This is a genomic window from Kitasatospora sp. NPDC101801, from assembly GCF_044766665.1.
Taxonomy (GTDB): Bacteria; Actinomycetota; Actinomycetes; order Streptomycetales; family Streptomycetaceae; genus Kitasatospora.
Window position 1 is genome coordinate 1 of sequence record NZ_JBIWML010000068.1, and the last position, 18,620, is coordinate 18,620.

The 18,620-nt window shown below is 71.7% G+C and carries 18 protein-coding genes, 1 rRNA gene and 1 pseudogene; 6 read left to right on the plus strand and 14 right to left on the minus strand.

What is annotated here, in order from left to right; all coding sequences use genetic code 11:
• The first annotated feature begins 156 nt into the window (after positions 1-156).
• From ACIRPK_RS35565 to ACIRPK_RS35580, 4 genes and pseudogenes are all read left to right on the plus strand, one after another.
• Positions 157-546 (plus strand): hypothetical protein, encoded by a 390-nt coding sequence (locus ACIRPK_RS35565; protein ID WP_403046738.1) that lies wholly within the window; start codon positions 157-159, stop codon positions 544-546.
• A gap of 72 nt (positions 547-618) precedes the next feature.
• A pseudogene (locus tag ACIRPK_RS35570) lies at positions 619-1,632 on the plus strand (tyrosine-type recombinase/integrase); the annotation flags it as partial.
• Positions 1,633-1,858: 226 nt separating this feature from the next.
• Complete coding sequence (locus tag ACIRPK_RS35575; RefSeq protein ID WP_403046741.1) at positions 1,859-2,527, plus strand: potassium channel family protein; 669 nt, start codon at positions 1,859-1,861, stop codon at positions 2,525-2,527.
• On the plus strand, positions 2,527-3,198 hold the full coding sequence (locus ACIRPK_RS35580; RefSeq protein WP_403046743.1) for a potassium channel family protein: 672 nt from the start codon (positions 2,527-2,529) through the stop codon (positions 3,196-3,198). The genes ACIRPK_RS35575 and ACIRPK_RS35580 overlap by 1 nt, the downstream gene beginning before the upstream one ends.
• A gap of 54 nt (positions 3,199-3,252) precedes the next feature.
• Here ACIRPK_RS35580 and ACIRPK_RS35585 read toward each other — a convergent pair whose 3' ends face one another.
• The 4 genes from ACIRPK_RS35585 to ACIRPK_RS35600 all read right to left on the minus strand — a co-directional run bounded on the left by ACIRPK_RS35585 (position 3,253) and on the right by ACIRPK_RS35600 (position 7,914).
• The gene (locus ACIRPK_RS35585; RefSeq protein ID WP_403046746.1) at positions 3,253-4,002 is read right to left on the minus strand and encodes a DUF3159 domain-containing protein; all 750 of its coding nucleotides are present in this window, start codon (positions 4,000-4,002) and stop codon (positions 3,253-3,255) included.
• 2 nt (positions 4,003-4,004) lie between these two features.
• The gene (locus ACIRPK_RS35590; RefSeq protein ID WP_403046748.1) at positions 4,005-4,409 is read right to left on the minus strand and encodes an OB-fold nucleic acid binding domain-containing protein; all 405 of its coding nucleotides are present in this window, start codon (positions 4,407-4,409) and stop codon (positions 4,005-4,007) included.
• 272 nt (positions 4,410-4,681) lie between these two features.
• Positions 4,682-5,362 carry a response regulator gene (locus ACIRPK_RS35595; protein WP_403046751.1) on the minus strand — a complete coding sequence of 227 codons (681 nt, stop codon included), beginning with the start codon at positions 5,360-5,362 and terminating at the stop codon, positions 4,682-4,684.
• Positions 5,359-7,914 (minus strand): DUF4118 domain-containing protein, encoded by a 2,556-nt coding sequence (locus ACIRPK_RS35600; protein WP_403046754.1) that lies wholly within the window; start codon positions 7,912-7,914, stop codon positions 5,359-5,361. Before ACIRPK_RS35600 ends, ACIRPK_RS35595 begins: the two co-directional genes overlap by 4 nt.
• Before the next feature lie 195 nt (positions 7,915-8,109).
• Between ACIRPK_RS35600 and ACIRPK_RS35605 the strand changes: the two genes are divergently transcribed.
• Together ACIRPK_RS35605 and ACIRPK_RS35610 are read left to right on the plus strand one after the other, a co-directional pair.
• Positions 8,110-9,312, plus strand: a complete 1,203-nt coding sequence (locus ACIRPK_RS35605; protein ID WP_403046757.1) for an ROK family protein — start codon at positions 8,110-8,112, stop codon at positions 9,310-9,312.
• Positions 9,313-9,416: 104 nt separating this feature from the next.
• Positions 9,417-10,739, plus strand: coding sequence for an LLM class flavin-dependent oxidoreductase (locus tag ACIRPK_RS35610; RefSeq protein WP_403046760.1), 1,323 nt, complete (start codon positions 9,417-9,419; stop codon positions 10,737-10,739).
• Positions 10,740-10,791: 52 nt separating this feature from the next.
• On the opposite strand, the gene ACIRPK_RS35615 is transcribed toward ACIRPK_RS35610, so the two are convergent.
• The 10 genes from ACIRPK_RS35615 to rrf all read right to left on the minus strand — a co-directional run.
• Positions 10,792-11,676 carry a TauD/TfdA dioxygenase family protein gene (locus ACIRPK_RS35615; protein ID WP_403046762.1) on the minus strand — a complete coding sequence of 295 codons (885 nt, stop codon included), beginning with the start codon at positions 11,674-11,676 and terminating at the stop codon, positions 10,792-10,794.
• A 26-nt stretch (positions 11,677-11,702) separates the two neighbouring features.
• The gene (locus tag ACIRPK_RS35620) at positions 11,703-12,038 is read right to left on the minus strand and encodes a 4Fe-4S binding protein (RefSeq protein WP_403046765.1); all 336 of its coding nucleotides are present in this window, start codon (positions 12,036-12,038) and stop codon (positions 11,703-11,705) included.
• Complete coding sequence (locus ACIRPK_RS35625; RefSeq protein ID WP_403046783.1) at positions 12,035-13,591, minus strand: FAD-dependent oxidoreductase; 1,557 nt, start codon at positions 13,589-13,591, stop codon at positions 12,035-12,037. Before ACIRPK_RS35625 ends, ACIRPK_RS35620 begins: the two co-directional genes overlap by 4 nt.
• A gap of 19 nt (positions 13,592-13,610) precedes the next feature.
• Entirely contained in the window at positions 13,611-14,471 is an 861-nt protein-coding gene (locus ACIRPK_RS35630; protein WP_403046768.1) for an ABC transporter permease, read from the minus strand.
• Positions 14,468-15,274 carry an ABC transporter ATP-binding protein gene (locus tag ACIRPK_RS35635; protein ID WP_403046770.1) on the minus strand — a complete coding sequence of 269 codons (807 nt, stop codon included), beginning with the start codon at positions 15,272-15,274 and terminating at the stop codon, positions 14,468-14,470. The genes ACIRPK_RS35630 and ACIRPK_RS35635 overlap by 4 nt, the downstream gene beginning before the upstream one ends.
• Positions 15,275-15,278: 4 nt before the next feature.
• Positions 15,279-16,295 (minus strand): ABC transporter substrate-binding protein, encoded by a 1,017-nt coding sequence (locus ACIRPK_RS35640; RefSeq protein ID WP_403046773.1) that lies wholly within the window; start codon positions 16,293-16,295, stop codon positions 15,279-15,281.
• 178 nt (positions 16,296-16,473) lie between these two features.
• The gene (locus ACIRPK_RS35645; RefSeq protein ID WP_403046776.1) at positions 16,474-16,719 is read right to left on the minus strand and encodes a putative leader peptide; all 246 of its coding nucleotides are present in this window, start codon (positions 16,717-16,719) and stop codon (positions 16,474-16,476) included.
• Positions 16,720-16,785: 66 nt separating this feature from the next.
• Positions 16,786-17,703 (minus strand): hypothetical protein, encoded by a 918-nt coding sequence (locus ACIRPK_RS35650; RefSeq protein WP_403046779.1) that lies wholly within the window; start codon positions 17,701-17,703, stop codon positions 16,786-16,788.
• A 16-nt stretch (positions 17,704-17,719) separates the two neighbouring features.
• Positions 17,720-18,436 (minus strand): SigE family RNA polymerase sigma factor, encoded by a 717-nt coding sequence (locus ACIRPK_RS35655; protein WP_403046781.1) that lies wholly within the window; start codon positions 18,434-18,436, stop codon positions 17,720-17,722.
• Between the two features lie 109 nt (positions 18,437-18,545).
• Positions 18,546-18,620, minus strand: a 5S ribosomal RNA gene (rrf, locus tag ACIRPK_RS35660); the annotation flags it as partial.

An 18,620-nucleotide genomic window follows, 5' to 3' on the forward strand; every position in this document is an offset into this window, starting at 1 on the left:
GCCCGTCGAGTACGAGAAAACCTACTACCTCACCACCACAAAACCGCAGGTCACAACCATAATCTGAGATCTCTATCGAACCCGGGGCGGTTCAGCCCGACAGAGCTCTCTGTTCGGCTGGCAGTCGGAGGCTCGGACGAGGAGATCGACAGGGGCATGGCCCAGGCTGTGGAGACGGACGGCATCCCCGCCGCGCTCCTGCGGCAGATCCCCTTCGCTGAGATCAAGGCCCAGGCCCGTGCGGCGCTGCTCGCGCAAGAGGACAGCTGGGTGCTGGAGATGGAGGACCGGGGCCCTCTGCCCGTACCGGCGCGATGCCGGACTGACCTTGATTACGCCCTGCTGGTTGGGGAGTTGGCCCGCATGAGGCGCACGGGAACCACCGCCCCACAGGGAGAGCTGGCCGGCCGATTGGGCATCGGGAAGGCCACGATGTCGGAGCGGATCAAGCGGGCCAAGGAACTTGGGCTGTGGGACGGCAGGCAGCTCACGGCCAAGGCGAACGCCCTGCTCGCTGAGTGGCAGAACGCGCAGGGGGAGCGGTAGGACGTGGCATCCATACAGAAGCGCAAGCTCAACACCAGCACCAAGGGAAAGGCCGACTACTCCTATCGCGTGATGTGGCGTGACCCGTCGGGCGCGCAGAAGTCGAAGACGTTCAAGCCGGGTGACCGTCCCAAACAGGTGCAGGGCAACCGCACGGGGCACCACGCTGCGGCCCAGGAGTTCAAGGCTGAGATTGAGCAACAGCTCAACGGCAGCACCTACACCGACCCCCACGCGGGAAAGGTGACCCTCCAGAGCTTCGGCGAACGGTGGCTCGGAACGGTGAAGGCCACCCGAAAGAAGCGCACGTTCGACAACTACCGCAGCCGTCTCGAACTGCATGTCTTCCCGACCCTCGGGGCCTGGGCCATCAACAAGATCCAGCGGCAGCACGTACAGGACCTGATGAACGCGCTGACCGAGGTACTCGGCGCGGCCTCGGTGCGATTGGTTCACGACACCTTCAGGAACCTCATGGAGGAGGCTGTCCACGATGGGCTGATCGGCCGGAACCCAGTCGTACGAATCCAGCTGCCGGACTGTGAGAACGAGGAAGTCGTCCCGCTCACCGTGGACGAGGTAGAGGCCCTGTCGGAAGCCCTGCCCGGCCACATGAAGGCGTGGCCGATTGTCCAGGCCGGTACGGGCCTGCGAACCTCCGAACTGCTGGGCCTGACGTGGGATCGGATCGACCTGGACGCTGGCACGCTCAAGGTGGACCGTCAGCTCACCGGGTCGGAGCGGGCCGACGGGTCACCCCGGTTCGGGCCCCCGAAGTCGAAGGCTGGCTACCGGACTCTCCCACTGCCGTGGACCGTCTTGGTGGCTCTGCGGCGCCACCGGAAGGCGTACCCGGGGGTACACGGTCTTGTATTCGCCACCGAGACCGACCGGGCCTACAACCGGGGCTCGCTCTCCCGTGTGTGGCGTCCGGCGGTGGAACTGGCCGGACTACCCGAAGGGACGATCCCGTACCAGCTCAGGCACACCTACGCTTCGCTGCTGATCGACGGCGGCGAGTCGCCCAAGGTGATCCAGAAGCGGATGGGGCACAGTTCCATCAAGGTCACGATGGACACGTACGGTCACCTGTACCCGGAGTCCGAGGCACGAACCCGGACGGTACTCGACCTTGCGTTCGGCGGACCGGCTAGCGTGTCGGATGATGAGTTCGCGGGCAACAACCGTGTTGCCCCGCAGCCCTCGCAGCGGGTTACGTTGCCTAGATGTTGCCCGGCGAACGGGCGCGGAAGGACTGGAGACGATGAACATGCAGGTCACGGGCCTACAGATAGGGCAGAGGTAGGACCGGATGCACATCGTCATCATGGGCTGCGGCCGAGTGGGTTCGGCCCTCGCGCGCGCACTCGAGAAACAGGGTCACTCGGTCGCCGTGGTCGACCAGGACCCGACCGCCTTCCGGCGGCTCGGCTCGCACTTCAACGGCCGGCGGGTGACCGGGGTCGGCTTCGACCAGGACACCCTGCGCGAGGCCGGGATCGAGGAGGCCGGGGCGTTCGCCGCGGTCTCCAGCGGTGACAACTCCAACATCATCGCCGCCCGGGTCGCCCGGGAGAACTTCGGCGTGGAGAACGTCGCGGCCCGGATCTACGACCCCCGTCGCGCCGAGGTCTACCAGCGCCTGGGCATCCCGACCGTGGCCACCGTCCGGTGGACCGCCGACCAGATGCTGCGCCGGCTGCTGCCCAGCGGCGGCGAACCGCTCTGGCAGGACCCGAGCGGCGGCGTGCAGCTGGCCGAGGTGGCGTACGCGCCGTCCTGGGTCGGCCACAAGCTGACCGCGCTGGAGGAGGCGTCCGGGGCCCGGATCGCGTTCCTCACCCGGCTGGGCGAGGGCGTCCTGCCGACCCCTCAACTCGTCGTCCAGGAGGGCGACCTGGTGCACGTGATGCTGCGCCGGGCCGACCTGGTCACCGTCGAGGCCGCGTTCGCGCAGGGCCCGCAGGAGGATGAGCACTGATGAGAGTCGCCATTGCCGGAGCCGGCGCGGTCGGCCGTTCGATCGCGGGCGAGCTGCTGGAGAACGGCCACGACGTCCTGCTGATCGACAAGAACCCGAACTCCATCTCGGTGGAGCGGGTCCCGATGGCCGAGTGGCTGCTGGCCGACGCCTGCGAGATCACCTCGCTGGACGAGGCCGCCCTGCAGCGCTGCCACGTGGTGATCGCCGCCACCGGTGACGACAAGGTCAACATGGTCGTGTCGCTGCTGGCCAAGACCGAGTACGGGGTGCCCCGGGTGGTCGCCCGGGTGAACAACCCGAAGAACGAGTGGCTGTTCAACGAGTCCTGGGGCGTGGACGTCGCCGTCTCCACCCCGCGCCTGATGTCCGCGCTGGTCGAGGAGGCCGTCAGTGTCGGCGACCTGGTCCGGCTGATGCGGTTCAGCCAGGGCAACGCCAACCTGGTCGAGCTGACCCTGGCGGCCGACACCGAGCTGGTCGGTACCCGGGTCGGGGACGTCGCCTGGCCGCCGGACACCGCGCTGGTGACCATCATCCGCGAGGGCCGGGTGCTGGTGCCGGGCAAGGACGACACCCTGGAGGGCGGCGACGAGCTGCTCTTCGTGGCGGCCCAGGAGCGCGAGGAGGAGCTCGAGGAGCTCCTCTCGGCCGGCTCCGGCGCCCAGTAGCGGGAACGGAACGCGAACGGACGAAGGGCCCCACTGCGGTGGGGCCCTTCGGCGTCACTTCGGTTCTTCGGCCTGCTCGTCCTCGTCGACCTCCGCCTTGATCGGCGGCGGGGCCTTGAGCAGGATCTGCCAGGTCACGTACATGGCCAGCAGCAGCGGCGGGATGCCCAGCGCGACCTTCAGCCAGCCGAGCAGGTTGACGTTCCCGGTGAAGTAGAGCGGGAAGAGGATCAGCGGCTTGATGCCCATGATCACCACCCAGGCCCAGGTGGCCTTGGTGTACGCGGCCAGCCGGTCCGGGTTCTGCTTGCGCCAGGTGAACATCTCGCCGGTGATCGGGCCGAGCATCACCCCGATCAGCGGCCAGCGGACCAGGGCGGAGACCGCCAGGCTCACGCAGTAGCCGACGTTCCAGAGCAGGCCGGGCAGGTAGAAGTTCTCCGCCTTGCCGGTCTTCATCGAGATCCAGGCGCCCAGGGCGACCCCGAACACACCGCTGAAGGCGTGCTGGACGGTCTCCCGGCGGAACAGCCGGACCACCACGAACAGCAGGCTCAGCCCGAGCGCCGCCCAGGCGGCCGGGGCCACCTCGTGGGTGATGTTGAAGGTGATGATGAAGAGCAGACCGGGCAGGGTCATGTCGATCATGCCCCGGACGCCGCCGAAGGCCTTCAGCACCGTGTCGGCCGCCTCCTTCGAGGCGGCCTCGCGCCCGGCCCGCTCCTGCTCCGCCGTCAGGGCGGCGGGAACGGGCTGGGCCAGGTCGAGCTGGGCGGCGGGGTCGCCGCCGGGCAGGTTGGTCACACTCACTCGCTCCCGTGTCCGGCCGGACGCAGTTCGTAGCGGGGGTTGAACAGCACGCGGCGCCCGCGTGCGTGACTGATCCGGCCGGTGGCGATGAGCCGACGGCCCGGCTCTATACCGATGATCGAACGGCGGCCGAGCCACACCACGTCCAGCGCGTCACTGCCGTCGAAGAGCTCGGCCTCCAGGGCGGGGACCCCGGCCCGGGGGCGGAGGGTAACGGTCCGCAGGGTCCCGGCCACGGTGACCATCTCACGGTCCCCGCAGCTGGCGATCGGAGTGCAGCCCGACTCCGCCGTGTCCTGCCGCAGCTCTTCCGCGTCCAGCTCCTCGGAGGAGGAGGTGAGGCGGCTGATCATGCGGCGGAACCGGCCCTGCGGCTGCTCGCTGCTGTTGTCACCACTCATGTCGGAAGGGTACCGGTTTCAGCTCACCGAACGTCAGTCCAAGCCGCCTCCGGCGGGGACCTCGCGGCGAAGACCGAGCCGGGCACCGGTCTCAGCCCACCGAACGACCACACCCGCCACCTCCGGCGAGGACCTCACGGTGAACACCGAGCCGGGCACCGCTCTCAGCCCACCGAACGACCACACCCACCGCCTCCGGCGGGGACCTCACGGCGAAGACCAAGCCGGGCACCGCTCTCAGCCCACCACCATTGGCGGGGCCCGCCGGGCTGTCAGGGCTCGAAGCGGTAGCCCATGCCGGGCTCGGTGATGAAGTGCCTGGGCCGGCTCGGGTCCGTCTCCAGTTTGCGGCGCAGTTGCGCCAGGTAGACCCGCAGGTAGTTGGTCTCGGTGCGGTAGGCCGGGCCCCAGACCTCCTGCAGCAGCTGAGTCTGGCTGACCAGTCGGCCGGCGTTGCGGACCAGGACCTCCAGGAGGTGCCACTCGGTCGGGGTGAGGCGGACGTCGGTGCCGTCCCGGTTGACCTTCTTGGCGGCCAGGTCGACCGTGAAGCCCTCGGTCACCACGGTCGACTCGTCCCCGCCGACCACCGGTTCGGCCCGCCGGATCGCGGCCCGCATCCGGGCCAGCAGCTCGTCCATGCCGAACGGCTTGGTGACGTAGTCGTCGGCCCCGGCGTCCAGCGCCTCGACCTTCTCGTCCGAGCTGTGCCGGGCGGACAGCACGATGATCGGCACCCTGGTCCAGCCGCGCAGACCGCGGATCACGTCGACCCCGTCCAGGTCCGGCAGGCCGAGGTCGAGCAGCACCACGTCGGGGTGCCGGGCAGCGGCCAGCTCCAGGGCCGACGCGCCGTCATGGGCGGCGTCCACCTCGTACTTCCGGGCCTTGAGGTTGATCACCAGGGCGCGGACGATCTGCGGTTCGTCGTCCACGACGAGGACCCGGGTCATACGGGCTCCGCCTTTCCGTCAGGAGTGGGTTCGGGTACGGCGGCGGGCAGCACGACCACCATGGTCAGCCCGCCGCCGGGGGTGTCCTCGGCGGCCAGGGTGCCGCCCATCGCCTCGACGAAGCCGCGGGCCACGGCCAGGCCGAGCCCGACGCCCGCGCCGCGCGGGGCGTCGCCGTACCGCTGGAACGGAGCGAAGATCCGCTCCTTGGCGTCCTCCGGCACACCGGGGCCACGGTCCACTATCCGCACCTCGACCTGCCGGGCGGCGCCCGGGCGGTCGATCACGGCGGCCCGCACCAGCACGTCGGAGCTGTACTTGACGGCGTTCTCCACCAGGTTGGCCAGCGCCCGCTCCAGCAGCCCGCCGTCGGCCCGCACCATGGCGAGCGACTCCGGCACGTCGAGCCGGACCGAGCCCGGCGGCACCCCGCCGAGCGCGTACGGGACCACCTCGTCCAAGTCGGTGTCGCGGATCAGCGGGGCCACCGTGCCGGTCTGCAGGCGGCTCATGTCCAGCAGGTTGTTGATCAGGTGGTCCAGCCGGTCGGCCCCGGTCTCGATGCCCTCCAGCAGCTCGGCCTCGTCCTCCGGGCTCCACTCCACGTCGTCCGCGCGCAGCGAGGTGACCGCCGCCTTGATCCCGGCCAGCGGGGTGCGCAGGTCGTGCGAGACGGCGGCCAGCAGGGCGGTCCTGATCCGGTTGCCCTCGGCCTCCCGGCGGGCGGCGGCGGCCTCCCCGGCCAGTCTGCGGCGCTCCAGCAGGGCCGCGCCCTGGGCCGCGTACGCGCCGAGCAGGCGGCGGTCGGCGGCGGGCAGCACCCGGCCGCGCAGCACCAGGGCGAGGTGGTCGCCGACCGGCACGTCCACGTCGCCGTCCTCCGGCCGGGCCGGCGGGTGCGGGCCGCGGGCGGCCGCCGCCTGCCACGGTGCGTGGTCGTCGGCCCGTTCCAGCAGGGCGGCGGAGTCCTGCTGGAAGGTCTCCCTGACCTGGTCCAGCAGCGCGGTGAGCAGGCCGTCGCCGCCCGGGGCGCCGCGCAGCACGGTGCCGGCCAGCGCGCTCAGCGACTGGGCCTCGGCCTGGCCCCGGGCGGCCTGCTGGGTGCGCCTGGCGGCCAGGTCGACCACCGAGGCGACCGCGATGCCGACCGCCGTGAAGATCGCCACCGCCAGGATGTTCTGCGGCTCGGAGATGGTGAAGGTGTGGATCGGCGGCGCGAAGTAGTAGTTCAGCGCCGAGGAGCTGACCAGGGCGGAGGCGATCGCCGGGAACAGCCCGCCGACCAGCGCCGCGCACACGGTCAGGCTGAGGAAGAGCAGCATGTCGGTGGAGAGCCCGAGGCCGTGCACCTGGGTCAGCAGCAGGGTGAGCAGCGGCGGGCCGCCGACCCCGATCAGCCAGCCCAGCACCGTCCTGGTCCGGCCCAGGTCGGTGACCTTGCGGCGGGGCACCCGGCCCCGGCCCATCGCGACCTGCTCGTGGGTGACCGTGTGCACGTCGATGTCACCGCTCTCCCGGGTGACGGTGGCCCCCACCCCGGGGCCGTACAGGTACTGCCAGGCCCGGCGGCGGCTGCTGCCGAGCACGATCTGGGTGGCGTTCACCCCGCGGGCGAAGTCCAGCAGGGCCGCCGCCGGGTCGTCGCCGAGCACGGTGTGGAAGCTCCCGCCGAGGCTCTCGGTGAGCGCCCGCTGCTCGATCAGGATCTGCGGGGAGCCGCTCTGTCCGGCCAGCCCGTCCGAGCGGGCGATGTGCACCGCGAGCAGCTCACCGCCGGAGGCCCGGTCGGCGATCCGGGCCGCCCGCCGGACCAGGGTGGCACCCTCCGGACCGCCGGTCAGGCCGACCACGATCCGCTCCCGGGCCTGCCAGGTGCCCTCGATGCCGTGCTCGGCCCGGTAGCGCTGGAGGTACTCGTCCACCCGGTCGGCGGTCCACAGCAGCGCCAGCTCGCGCAGCGCGGTGAGATTGCCGGGCCGGAAGTAGTTCGCCAGCGAGGCGTCGATCCGGTCCGGCGGGTAGACGTTGCCGTGCGCCAGCCGACGCCGCAGCGCCTGGGGCGACATGTCGACCAGCTCGATCTGGTCGGCCCGCCGGACCACCTCGTCCGGCACGGTCTCCCGCTGGCGGACCCCGGTGATGCCCTCGACCACGTCGCCGAGCGACTCCAGGTGCTGGATGTTGACGGTCGACACCACGTCGATCCCGGCCGCCAGCAGCTCCTCGACGTCCTGCCAGCGCTTGGCGTTACGGCTGCCCGGCACGTTGGTGTGGGCCAGCTCGTCCACCAGCGCGACGGCGGGCCGCCGGCGCAGCACCGCGTCCAGGTCCAGCTCGCCCAGGGTCACCCCCCGGTACGTCAGCTCCCGGCGCGGCACCGGCTCCAGACCCTCGATCAGCTCCTCGGTCCGGTCCCGCCCGTGGTGCTCGACGAAGCCGACCACCACGTCGGTGCCGCGCAGCACCCGCCGGTGCGCCTCGGCGAGCATCGCGTACGTCTTGCCGACGCCGGGTGCAGCCCCGAGGTAGATCCGCAACCTGCCGCGTGCCATGCGCACCATTCTTGGTCAGGCCGGTGGGCCACGCCCCCGGACACCTGTTCGTCTCTCCCGAGCGTACGGCCGCCCGGCCGGGAATCCGCTGATCAGGTGACACGTACGACCAGTCTTAGCGAGCTCTTGACGGCACCCGGGCCCCGTCACGCCGCCGCCACGCCCGTGCAACACCCTGCTGGGAGCATCGACCGCATGCTCTCTCTGGTCGCTCCCCCCACGCCGGCCCGGGCGCCGCAGCCCGCCGAGGGCGGCGGCGCCGGGGCGGTGCTGCGCGCCGTCCTGGCCGCCGGACCGCTGGCCCGGAGCGCCGTCGGACGGGTCACCGGGCTCAGCCCGGCGGCCGTCTCCCGGCACACCACCGACCTGATCGGCCTCGGCCTGGTCCGCGAACTGCCCGCGCCGGACGGACCGCCCCGGGCCGGCCGGCCGCAGCTGCCGCTCGACGTGGACAGCCGCCACCACCTCGCCTGCGGGGTGCACATCGGCGTCCCCTTCCTCACCTTCGCGCTGCTCGACCTGCGCGGCCGGGTGCTCGCGCACGAGCGGCTGCCCCGCCGGGGCGACGCCGCCGCCGTGCTGTCCGACATCCGGGACCACCTGCCGGCCTTCCTGGCCCGCCGGGCCGCCGGACGCTCGCTGCTCGGCCTCGGCGTGGTCACCGGCGGCTGGGTCGACTCCGAACGCGGCACCGTGGTCGAGCACGGCCCGCTCGGCTGGCGGGACGTCCCCGTCCGGGCCGAACTCGCCCGCGCCACCCGGCTGCCGGTGCACGTCGACAGCCACGCCCGGGCACTGGCCGTGGCCGAGCTGCTGTTCGGCGCGGGCACCGGTTCCACCGAACTCGTCCAGCTCTTCGTAGGCAACGTGGTCGACGCCGCCTTCGCGACCGGCGGCACCGTGCTGCGCGGCCGCCGCGACCGGGCCGGCAACGTCGGCCACCTGCCGGTACCCGGCTCCACCGAGCCCTGCGTCTGCGGCCGCACCGGCTGCCTCCAGGCCACCGTCTCCGAACGCACCGTCGCCCGCCGCGCACACGCCCAAGGCATCATCCCCGCACCGGACTTCGAACTCCTGCTGGCCCTCACCCGGGCCGGCGACGAACGGGCCGTGGCCCTGATCAAGGAGCGCCTGCGACTGGCCGCCCCGGCCGCCGCACTGCTGCTCAACGTGCTCAACCCCGAGGTCCTGGTGGTCAGCGAAGCCGGGCTGACGGTCCGTCCGGAACTGGCCCGCTACCTGTACGAACAGGTCGGCCGGCACGGCGCGGTGCAGCCGGGACAGCTGGTGACGGCCGCCTCGTTCGGGACGGACGTGCTCGCCGTGGCAGCCTGCGCGGGCGTGCTGGACAGCGCGTACCAGCGGCCGATGGAGCTGCGCACCGCCCGCAGTTCGTAACGCCGGATTAATTCCCCCGGTGGGCGGATCGTTGTCGACTCCCCCGCCCCACCGGAGAATGGGAGGATCCCCCGATCACTCCTCCGGAACCGGAGCACCTCGCCATGCCCCAAGCCGAACGGCAGTTGCACTTCAACCTCTTCCTGATGGGCGTCGGCCACCACGAGGCGGCCTGGCGACACCCGCGCACCGACCCGCACCGGGCCGCCGACATCACGCACTTCCAGCAGCTGGCCAAGGCCGCCGAGGCGGCCTCCTTCGACTCGGTCTTCCTGGCCGACGGCGTGGAGGCCCGCTCGGACGGCGGCTGGGGCCTGATCAGCCACTTCGAACCGTTCACGCTGCTCACCGCGCTGGCCGTGGTGACCGAGCGGATCGGCCTGATCGGCACCGTCTCCACCGGCTTCAGCGAGCCCTACAACCTGGCCCGGCAGTTCGCCTCGCTGGACCACATCAGCCACGGCCGGGCCGGCTGGAACATCGTCACCTCGGCCGGGGAGCGCTCCGCGCAGAACTTCAGCCGCTCCGCCAACCAGGAGCACGGCGTCCGCTACCAGCGGGCCGCCGAGTTCCTCGACGTGGTCACCGCGCTCTGGGACAGCTGGGAGGACGGTGCGCTCACCCTGGACCGGGCCACCGGCGTCTTCGCCGACGCCGGACGGGTGCACGAGATCGACCACGTCGGCGAGCACTTCCAGGTCCGCGGGCCGCTGAACATCCCCCGCCCGCCGCAGGGCCACCCGCTGCTGGTGCAGGCCGGCTCCTCCGACAACGGCCGGTCCTTCGCGGCCCGTTGGGCCGAGGCGGTGTTCACCGCGCAGCAGACCCTGGCCGAGGGGCAGTCCTTCTACGCCGACCTCAAGCGGCAGGCGGCCGGCTTCGGCCGGGCCCCCGAGCAGCTCGTGGTGCTACCCGGCGTGGTGCCGGTGCTCGGCTCCACCGAGGAGGAGGCCCACCGCCTCGACCGCGAACTGGACGACCTGATCAACCCGGCCCGCGCGGTGGGCGTGCTCTCCACCGTGCTCGGCGTCGACCTGACCGACCACCCGCTGGACGAACCGCTGCCGCCACTGCCCCCGGTGGCCGAGATCAACGGCGCCAAGAGCCGGTTCGAGCTGATCCGCGACCTGGCCGAACGCGACCGGCTGACCCTGCGTCAACTGGTCGGCCGGCTCGGCGGCGGACGCGGCCACCAGGTGGTGGTCGGCACCCCCGAACAGCTCGCCGACCACATCGAGACCTGGTTCACCCAGGGCGCCGCCGACGGCTTCAACATCATGCCGCCGATCCTGCCCGACGGCCTGACCGACTTCGTCGAGCAGGTGCTGCCGATCCTGCGCAAGCGCGGCCTGTTCCGCGAGGGCTACACCGGCCGCACCCTGCGCGAGCACTACGGCCTGCCCCGCCCGGCCGGCCGCTACTCCTGATCCGACGTCGAAGGGGCACCCGCCGGTTGGTGGGTGCCCCTTCGACGTCGGATCAGGACGTGTAGTGCGGAGCCTCGTCCCCCTCGATCAGGTAACTGGACTCCCCGCTCACCCCGACCGGCACGTCCCCCGCCACCGTCACCCGGTGCAGCCTGCGCGGCAGGTCGTCGTAGTCGTCCGGCGCGTAGTGCTGGGTCGCGCGGTTGTCGAACAGCACCAGGTCGCCGACCGACCAGCGCCAGCGCACCACGTTCTCCGGCCGGGTCACGTACGCCTGCAGACTGCGCAGCAGGTCGTGCGACTCGGCGGACGGCAGACCGAGGATGCTCTGCGCGAACCCGCCGACGAACAGACCGCGTTCACCGCTCTCCGGGTGCACCCGGACCACCGGGTGGGCGGTGCGGTACTTGACGGCCGTGAAGACCCGCCGGCGCTCGGCGTCCGCCTCGTCCAGCTCCTTGCCCTGCGCGTAGTCGTAGTCGTTGGTGTGCACCGCCCACAGTCGGTCGGCCAGCTCGCGCAGCGCCTCGGGCAGATCCCGGTACGCCGCCTGGGAGTCGGCGATCAGCGTGTTGCCGCCGTAGGGCGGCACCACCAGCGCGCGCAACGTACTGGCCTTCGGCGGGGTCCGGACGAAGGTGACGTCGGTGTGCCAGCGGTTGGCCCGGCCGCCGTCCTCGCTGTCCACCGGCAGCACGCTCGGCTGCCCTGCCAGGGACGGGACGGTGGGGTGCGCCGTGGTCAGCGTGCCGAAGTTGGCGGCGAACCGCAGCTGTCCCTCGTCGTCCAGGTGCTGTTCCCGGAAGAACAGCGCCTTGTGCGCGACCAGGGCCTCGTTCAGCCGGCCCACGGTGTCCGCGTCCAGCGGCCGCGAGGTGTCGACTCCGGTGATCTCGGCGCCGATCCGGCCACCGACCTTGTGGATCTCCAGGCTCATGACTCGTGTCCCCTCTTGACGGGTGTTCAGGAAGTGATCGGGGTGGGGCCGAACGCCGGTCCGACCGCGCGCAGCGCGCCCGGGGTACGGCCCCGGCCCCAGCCGATCTGGGCCCGGTAACTGCCCAGCAGGCCGGACTCGGTGAGTTCGCGCTCGTCCGGCGGTGGCTGCGGGTGGGTGTACGGGGCGACGAACAGGGCGTCCGTCGGGCAGTTCGCCTCGCACTGGAAGCAGGTCTGGCAGTCGCTCTGCCTGGCGATCACCGGGAGGCCGTCGGGGCCGCGGTCGAAGACGTCCGTGGGGCAGACCCTGATGCACTTGTCGCAGCTGATGCAGCGCTCCGACGAGACCAGTTCGATCACGCCGGCACCGCCGTCAGCGGCCGGGTCCAGACCCGGTCCAGACCCCCGGAGACGATCCGGTGGTGCTGGGCCGCGTCCTGCCCGGGGAAGTCCAGCCGCCTGGCCATCCCCCGGCTCTCCGTCCTGGCCAGCGCCGAGCGGTACATCCAGCGGGCATTGGCGGCCAACGCGGCGGCCTGCCGGGCCAGTACGGCCTCCCGGCCGGTGCCGTGCAGTCCGTCCCGCAGCCGCGTCCAGGCGTCGTCCAGCACGCCCAGCGCCTCGGTCAGCACCGCACCGTGCCGCAGGTAGTTCTTGTCGTACGGGAGCACCTCGCCCTGCACCGTGCGGATCACCTCGCGCGGGTCGGTGTCCGGCGAACCGAGCGGCCGCAGCCCCGCGCCCCCGGCCGGGGTGACGCGACGTCGGGCCGCGCCGGCCCCCAGCGCCAGCGCGTACCCGGCCGCGCCGCGCCCGGCCCAGCTGCCCGAGGACATCGCCCAGGCCGCGTTGTGGCTGCCGCCGCCGGTGAAGCCACCGCAGATCTCCTCCCGGGTGGCCGCGTCCCCGGCCGCGTACAGGCCGGGCACCGTGGTGCGGCAGTCGTCGCCGACGATCCGGATGCCTCCGGTGCCGCGCACCGTGCCCTCGGCGATCAGCGTGACGGCGAACCGCTCGGTGAACGGGTCGACGCCGAGCCGGTCGAAGGTCAGGAAGAAGTTCGGCTGGGCCAGCCGCATCGCCGCCCGGGCCGCGTGGTCCGCCCGGTCCAGCCGGCAGTACACCTTGCCGATCAGCAGCTCCCGCGCGATCACCGAACGCCCACCCTGGCTGGCCGCACCCGCCAACTCCGCACCGTCCTCCCGGTAGAAGGTGGCGAAGGAGTAGAACGCGGTCTTGGTCACCGAGGTGTGCTCGGGCGCGATGCCGTACGCGTTGGAGAACTCCATCCCGGACAGCTCCGCACCCAGCTCGGCCGCGAACAGCGCGCCGTCCCCGGTGTTGGTGTCGGTGCCCAGCGCCTTGCTCAGGAACGCGCAGCCACCCGTGGCCAGCACCACCGCCCCGGCCCGGACCAGATAGCCGTGGCCCTCCTGCCGCCGGTAACCGGCCGCACCGGCCACCGATCCGTCGGCGGCGGCGAGCAGTTCGGTCACCGGGCTGTGGTCGAGCATCCGGACGCCCGCGCGCTTCACCCGCACCCGCATCCGACGCATGTACTCGGGTCCCTGCAGACCGTTCCGCAGCTGCCGTCCGTCCGGACCGGTCGGGAACGGGTAACCCCGGTTCTCCGCCAGCTCGTTGATGTTGGCGTAGGTCCGGTCCAGCACCCGGCCCATCCAGCGCCGGTCGGCCAGGTAACCGCCCAGCGCCTCCCGGCTGGCCATCGCGGCCTCGCGCGCCGCCGGTTCGGGCTCGACGTACCAGACTCCCGTACCACCGGCGGCGGTTGCGCCGCTGGTCCCGCAGTAGCCCTTGTCGGCGAGGACCACGTCCGCGCCCGCCCGGGCCGCGTCCAGTGCGGCCCAGGTGGCGGCCGGGCCGCCGCCCACCACCAGGACATCCGTACCCATCTCCTGCACGGCTCTCTCCTCAGCTGTTGAGCGGGGCCCGCCAGGCGGTGAACCGGCGCTCCAACCAGACCAGCAGTTGGTTGAAGGCCACCCCGATGACGGAGATCGTGACGATGCCCGCGTACATCTGCGGGATCGCGAAGTTGTACTGCGAAGCGTTGATCAGGTAGCCCAGCCCGGCCTTGGCCCCGACCATCTCGGCCGCCACCAGCACCAGGATCGAGACCGCCCCCGCCAGCCGGATCCCGGTGAACACCACCGGCACCGAGGCGGGCAGGATCACCTTCTGGAACAGCCTCACCGGCGACAGGTCCAGCGACCGGGCCAGCCGCAGCAGGGTCGGGTCGACGCTGCGCACGGCGCTGATGGTGTTCAGCAGGATCGGCCACAGGCAGGCGTACAGCACGATCGAGATCTTCGAGGTCTCGCCGATCCCGAGGATCAGCACGAAGACCGGCAGCAGCGCCAACGCGGCGGTGTTGCGGAAGAGTTCGAGCAGCGGACTGAGCAGGTTCGCCACCGGGCGGTACCAGCCGATCAGCAGCCCGAGCGGCACCCCGATCACCACCGCCAGGCCGAAGCCGCTGAGTGAACGGCCCAGGCTGGCCCAGGTGTTGACCGCCAGCTGGCCGCTGTCCAGCAGGCCGAGCCAGGCGTCCAGCACCTCACTGACCGGCGGCAGGAAGGTCCGGTCCACCAGGTCGAGGCGCGGCGCCAGCTCCCAGAGCACCAGCAGCAGCGCGATCGCCACCGACTTGGTGACGGCGGTGAACAGCAACCCCGGCAGCCGGGACGGGCGGCGCGCCGGGAGGAGCGCCTTCGGAGTCGGCCGGCTGACCGGGGGCGCGGGTCGTAGGTCGGTGCTCATGTCGGTGCTCATGCGTGGACCACCTCTCGCTCCAACTGCTGGGCCCGGCTGACCTCGTCGTGCAGCAGGTTCCAGATCTCGTGCCGGTACCGGGCGAACTCCGGGGCGGAGCGCAGGTCCTGCGCCTTGGTCCGCTCCCCCAGGTCGATCGGCACCACCTCCTTCACCCGGCCGGGCCTGGAGGTCAGCACCGCCACCCGCCCACCGAGGTAGACCGCCTCCTCGATGCCGTGCGTGATGAACACGACGGTCTTGCCGGTGCGCTCCCAGATCCGCAGCAACTCGTCCTGGAGCAGCTCCCTGGTCTGCGCGTCCAGCGCCGCGAACGGCTCGTCCATCAGCAGCACCCCCGGGTCGTACGCCAGGCTGCGGGCGATCGCCACCCGCTGCTTCATCCCGCCGGACAGCTCATGCGGATGCCGGTCCTCGAAACCGGTCAGCCCGACCAGACCGAGGTACTCCCGGGCCAGCGCCGCCCGCTGCCGGCGTGGCACCCCGGTCGCCTCCAGTCCGAACTCGACGTTGCCCTGAGCGGTCCGCCACGGCAGCAGCGCGTACTGCTGGAACACCACGCTGCGGTCCAGCCCCGGCCCGGTCACCGGGCGGCCGTCCAGCAGGATCCGGCCCCCGGTCGGCCTGGTCAGGCCGGCCGCCAGGTCCAGCAGGGTCGACTTGCCGCAACCGCTCGGTCCGACGATCACCACGAACTCACCTGCGGCGACGTCGAGTTCCACCCGGTCCAACGCGGTGAACTCGGTTCCGTCCTTGATCGGGAAGGTCTTGGTCACCTGCTCGAAGCTGATCCGACTGGTCATGCTCTCAACCCCCGTACTTGTTGAACTCGTTGGTGTAGAGATCGGCCGGCCTGACCTGGCCCGCCTTGATGTCGCCGTGCGCGACCAGCCAGTCGATCCAGAGCTGGAACTCCTGGTCGTTGACCCGTCCCCCGGTCTCCGCCACACCGGTGGAGCGCCAGTACTGGAGGGAGGCGACGTCCTCGTTCCGGCCCCGCTTCTTGATGATCTCGGTGCTGCGGGCGATCACCTGCTCGCGGGGCGTGGACCTGGCCCACTCGATCGCCCTGGCCACACCGGTGACGAAGATCCGGGAGGTCTCCGGGTTCTGCTTGAGGAAGCGGTTGGTCAGCACGAAGGTGCCCGCACTGAACTTGCCGAGCAGGTCGAAGTCGCTGAACAGCGGCCGGATCCCGCCCCCCGCCAGCGCCTTGTCCCGCAGGACGCCGCCCAGCACCGAGACCTCGATCTGCTTCTGACGCAGCGTCTGCTCGCCGTTCACCGGCGGGATCACGATCGGCTCCACCTTGGCGATCTCGGCCGCCGACAGCCCGTTGCGCTGCAGGTAGATGTCGAGCATCGCCTCGCTGTGCGCGCCCAGCGTGTTCATCCCGACCTTCTTGCCCTGCAGGTCCCGGGCCGACCGGATCGGGCTGTCGGCCAGCACGTAGTAGCCGCTGTAGGTGAACTCGTCCACGCCGTAGTAGCTGATCACCGCCTTCACCGGAGCACCGGCCGCGATCAGCTTCACCACCGCGCCGTTGAACGCACCGCCGAAGTCGGTCTGGCCGGTGGCCGCCGACTGGATGTCCTGCGGACCGCTGATCGTGTTGCCCACCCACTCCAGCTTCACCTCACCGAAGTAGCCCAGGTCCTCGGCCAGTTCGGGCAGGGTGACCTGTCCGGCCCAGCCCTGGTAGCGGAGCTTCCTGGTCTCCTGCCCACCCGGGCCCCCGTCGGCGGTGGCCCGGCCGCAGGCGGCGGACGCCGCGCCGACGGCGGCCAGTGCGAGGAACTTGCGCCTGGAGGTGATCGAGGCCATGGGGATGTGGTCCTTTGCGGGCAGCAGGGAACGCCCGACCGCCGATGCGGTCGACGGGCTTAGGGGTCGTTGACCGGCCCGCCCGGGCAACGGGCGGACGCGGGTACGCGATCAGCGGTTCGGCTTCACAGGGCGCCGGGAGAACGGTGGCCGGGCGTGGCGGGGTGGTGCGTCGTCGTCAGCGACAGACGGCACAGATCGCGCTCGCGTGCCGTCGGAGATCGACGTGCAGGCGGCCCACAAGGCTCACGGCTCGGCTCACGTCCCTCAGCGTTCCAGCGCCACGGAGCCGGGTCAACGAATGTTCCCCCGCCGGAAGAAACCCCGGCCGGGCAGGTACGGACGTGGGTGCTGTGGAGTCCCCTGTTCCCCACAGCACCCACCTGGCCTGGACCGGATGATCGCCACCCGGCCGTCGGCTCATAGGAGACACGCGGCAGGGCGGAGCGGGGTTGCATCGAAATCCGGAAAACTTCCGAGGATCCTGCCGTCAGCCCGGGCCGGTCCCCCCGGTCAGGCCCCGACTCGCCGCACCGGACCGTCCCGACCCCGTAGGATCCGCGCCGACGGCCTCCGACCCGACCACGCCGAACCGCTCCGCCGCCGCCCGGAACTCCGGGTCCACCACCACGGCCCCGGTCGGCTGCTCGGACCGGTACTGCACCATCAGCACCCCCAGCTGACGGCCGCTCAGCCGCGTGGTGAACTCCTCCACCCGGCCCGGACGCCTGGTCGAACCCAACGCCGCCCCCCGGTCGGTCCGCTCCCCCGTCGGCCAGTCCAGCGCCGCGCACTCCACCGTGCCGACCAACCGGGCTGCCGCCTGCGCCGCCTGCGACTCCGCCTCGAACTCCAGCAGGTACTGCACTGCCGTCACATCGGCCCGACCGACATCCCCGTGGACCAACTCCCAACGGCGCAAGGCCCCCAGCGAGTCCACCAGTTCCGGCACACACCCCTGGAGCTCGGGCATCGCGAACGCCGAAGCCTCCACCAGCTGCGACCCCCACGGCCCGTACCGGCCCGCACTCACCGGCAACTGTTCACGGGCGAACAGCAGTCCACCGCCCCCCGCGTCCACCGGCATCGCCGTCTCCACCACGCCACCCATGTCCGCCGGACCGGGCAGCACCAGGGTCGGCGTGATGGTCCGCGTCGGCGGTCCCACCAGATCGACCGCGATGCCGCCGCCACCGCCCGACGCCCGGGCCATCCCCCACACTCCCGCCGAAACCAACATCCCGGCGGCCAGCGTGAGTTCGACCCGCCGTCGGCGACGGCGGCGCACCGCCCGGCCGACCAGCTGCTCGGACTCGGGGGCCTGGAGCCCGCTCAACTCACCGCGCAGGCCGTCGAACAGACCGTCCAACCGCGCGGTGGTGATGGCCGGACGATCCTGGTCATCCATGGCGATCGTCATCCTCTCAACCACGAGCGCTCAGCGTCCTCTTCACGTCGTGCTCCCGGGCGGCCCGTTGCTCCGGTACCGACCGGGCGTTCTCGGCGGTGGCCTGCGCGACAGCCTGCCGGGGGGCCGGCTCGGGCCGCGGATCCGCCCGGCCCGGCTTCGGGGACGGCTGTCTCCTGGCCGCCGGGCCCGCGGGGGCGGCCGGCTGACGGAGCGGCAGTTGCAGACCGCCCTCGCCCTCCTCCTCGCCCAGCAGTTCGGCCAGCGCCTGCCGCCCACGGTGCAGCCGCGCCTTCACCGTCCCGACCGGGACGCCCTCCTCGGCCGCGATCTCGGCCACCGCCCGGCCCCCCATGTGGTGCAGCACCAACGCCGACCGCTGCGCCTCCGGCAGCCGCCGCAACGCCTCCACCAACGCCACCGACTCCGGCCCGGGCCCCGGCAACGGACTCCCCTCGCCGTGCCGCACCCAACTCCGCAGCGCCGACCTGGCCCGCCGCCACCGACTGATCGCGATCCGCTGCCCGGTCAACCGCACCCAGGCCACCGGGTTCTCGTACCCGCTCAGTCGGCCCCAGTGACTCCAGGCCCGCACGAACGCCTCCTGCGCGGCGTCCTGGGCGTCACCGAGATCACCGGTCAGGGCATAGAGGTGAGCGACCAGCTGACCGTACGCACCCTCGTAGAACGCCCGGAAGTCGCTCTCCGCCTCGTGCCCTCGGTCACCGCCCATGACGGGTCAGTGTGCCGTGGACGGAACGCCGAGGCAACAGGCAACGGATTCCGCTCCGGAAATGCAGAAAGCCCCGCCGGTTACCCGGCGGGGCTTTCTGTGAATGATTGTTCGGCGGCGTCCTACTCTCCCACAGGGTCCCCCCTGCAGTACCATCGGCGCTATGAGGCTTAGCTTCCGGGTT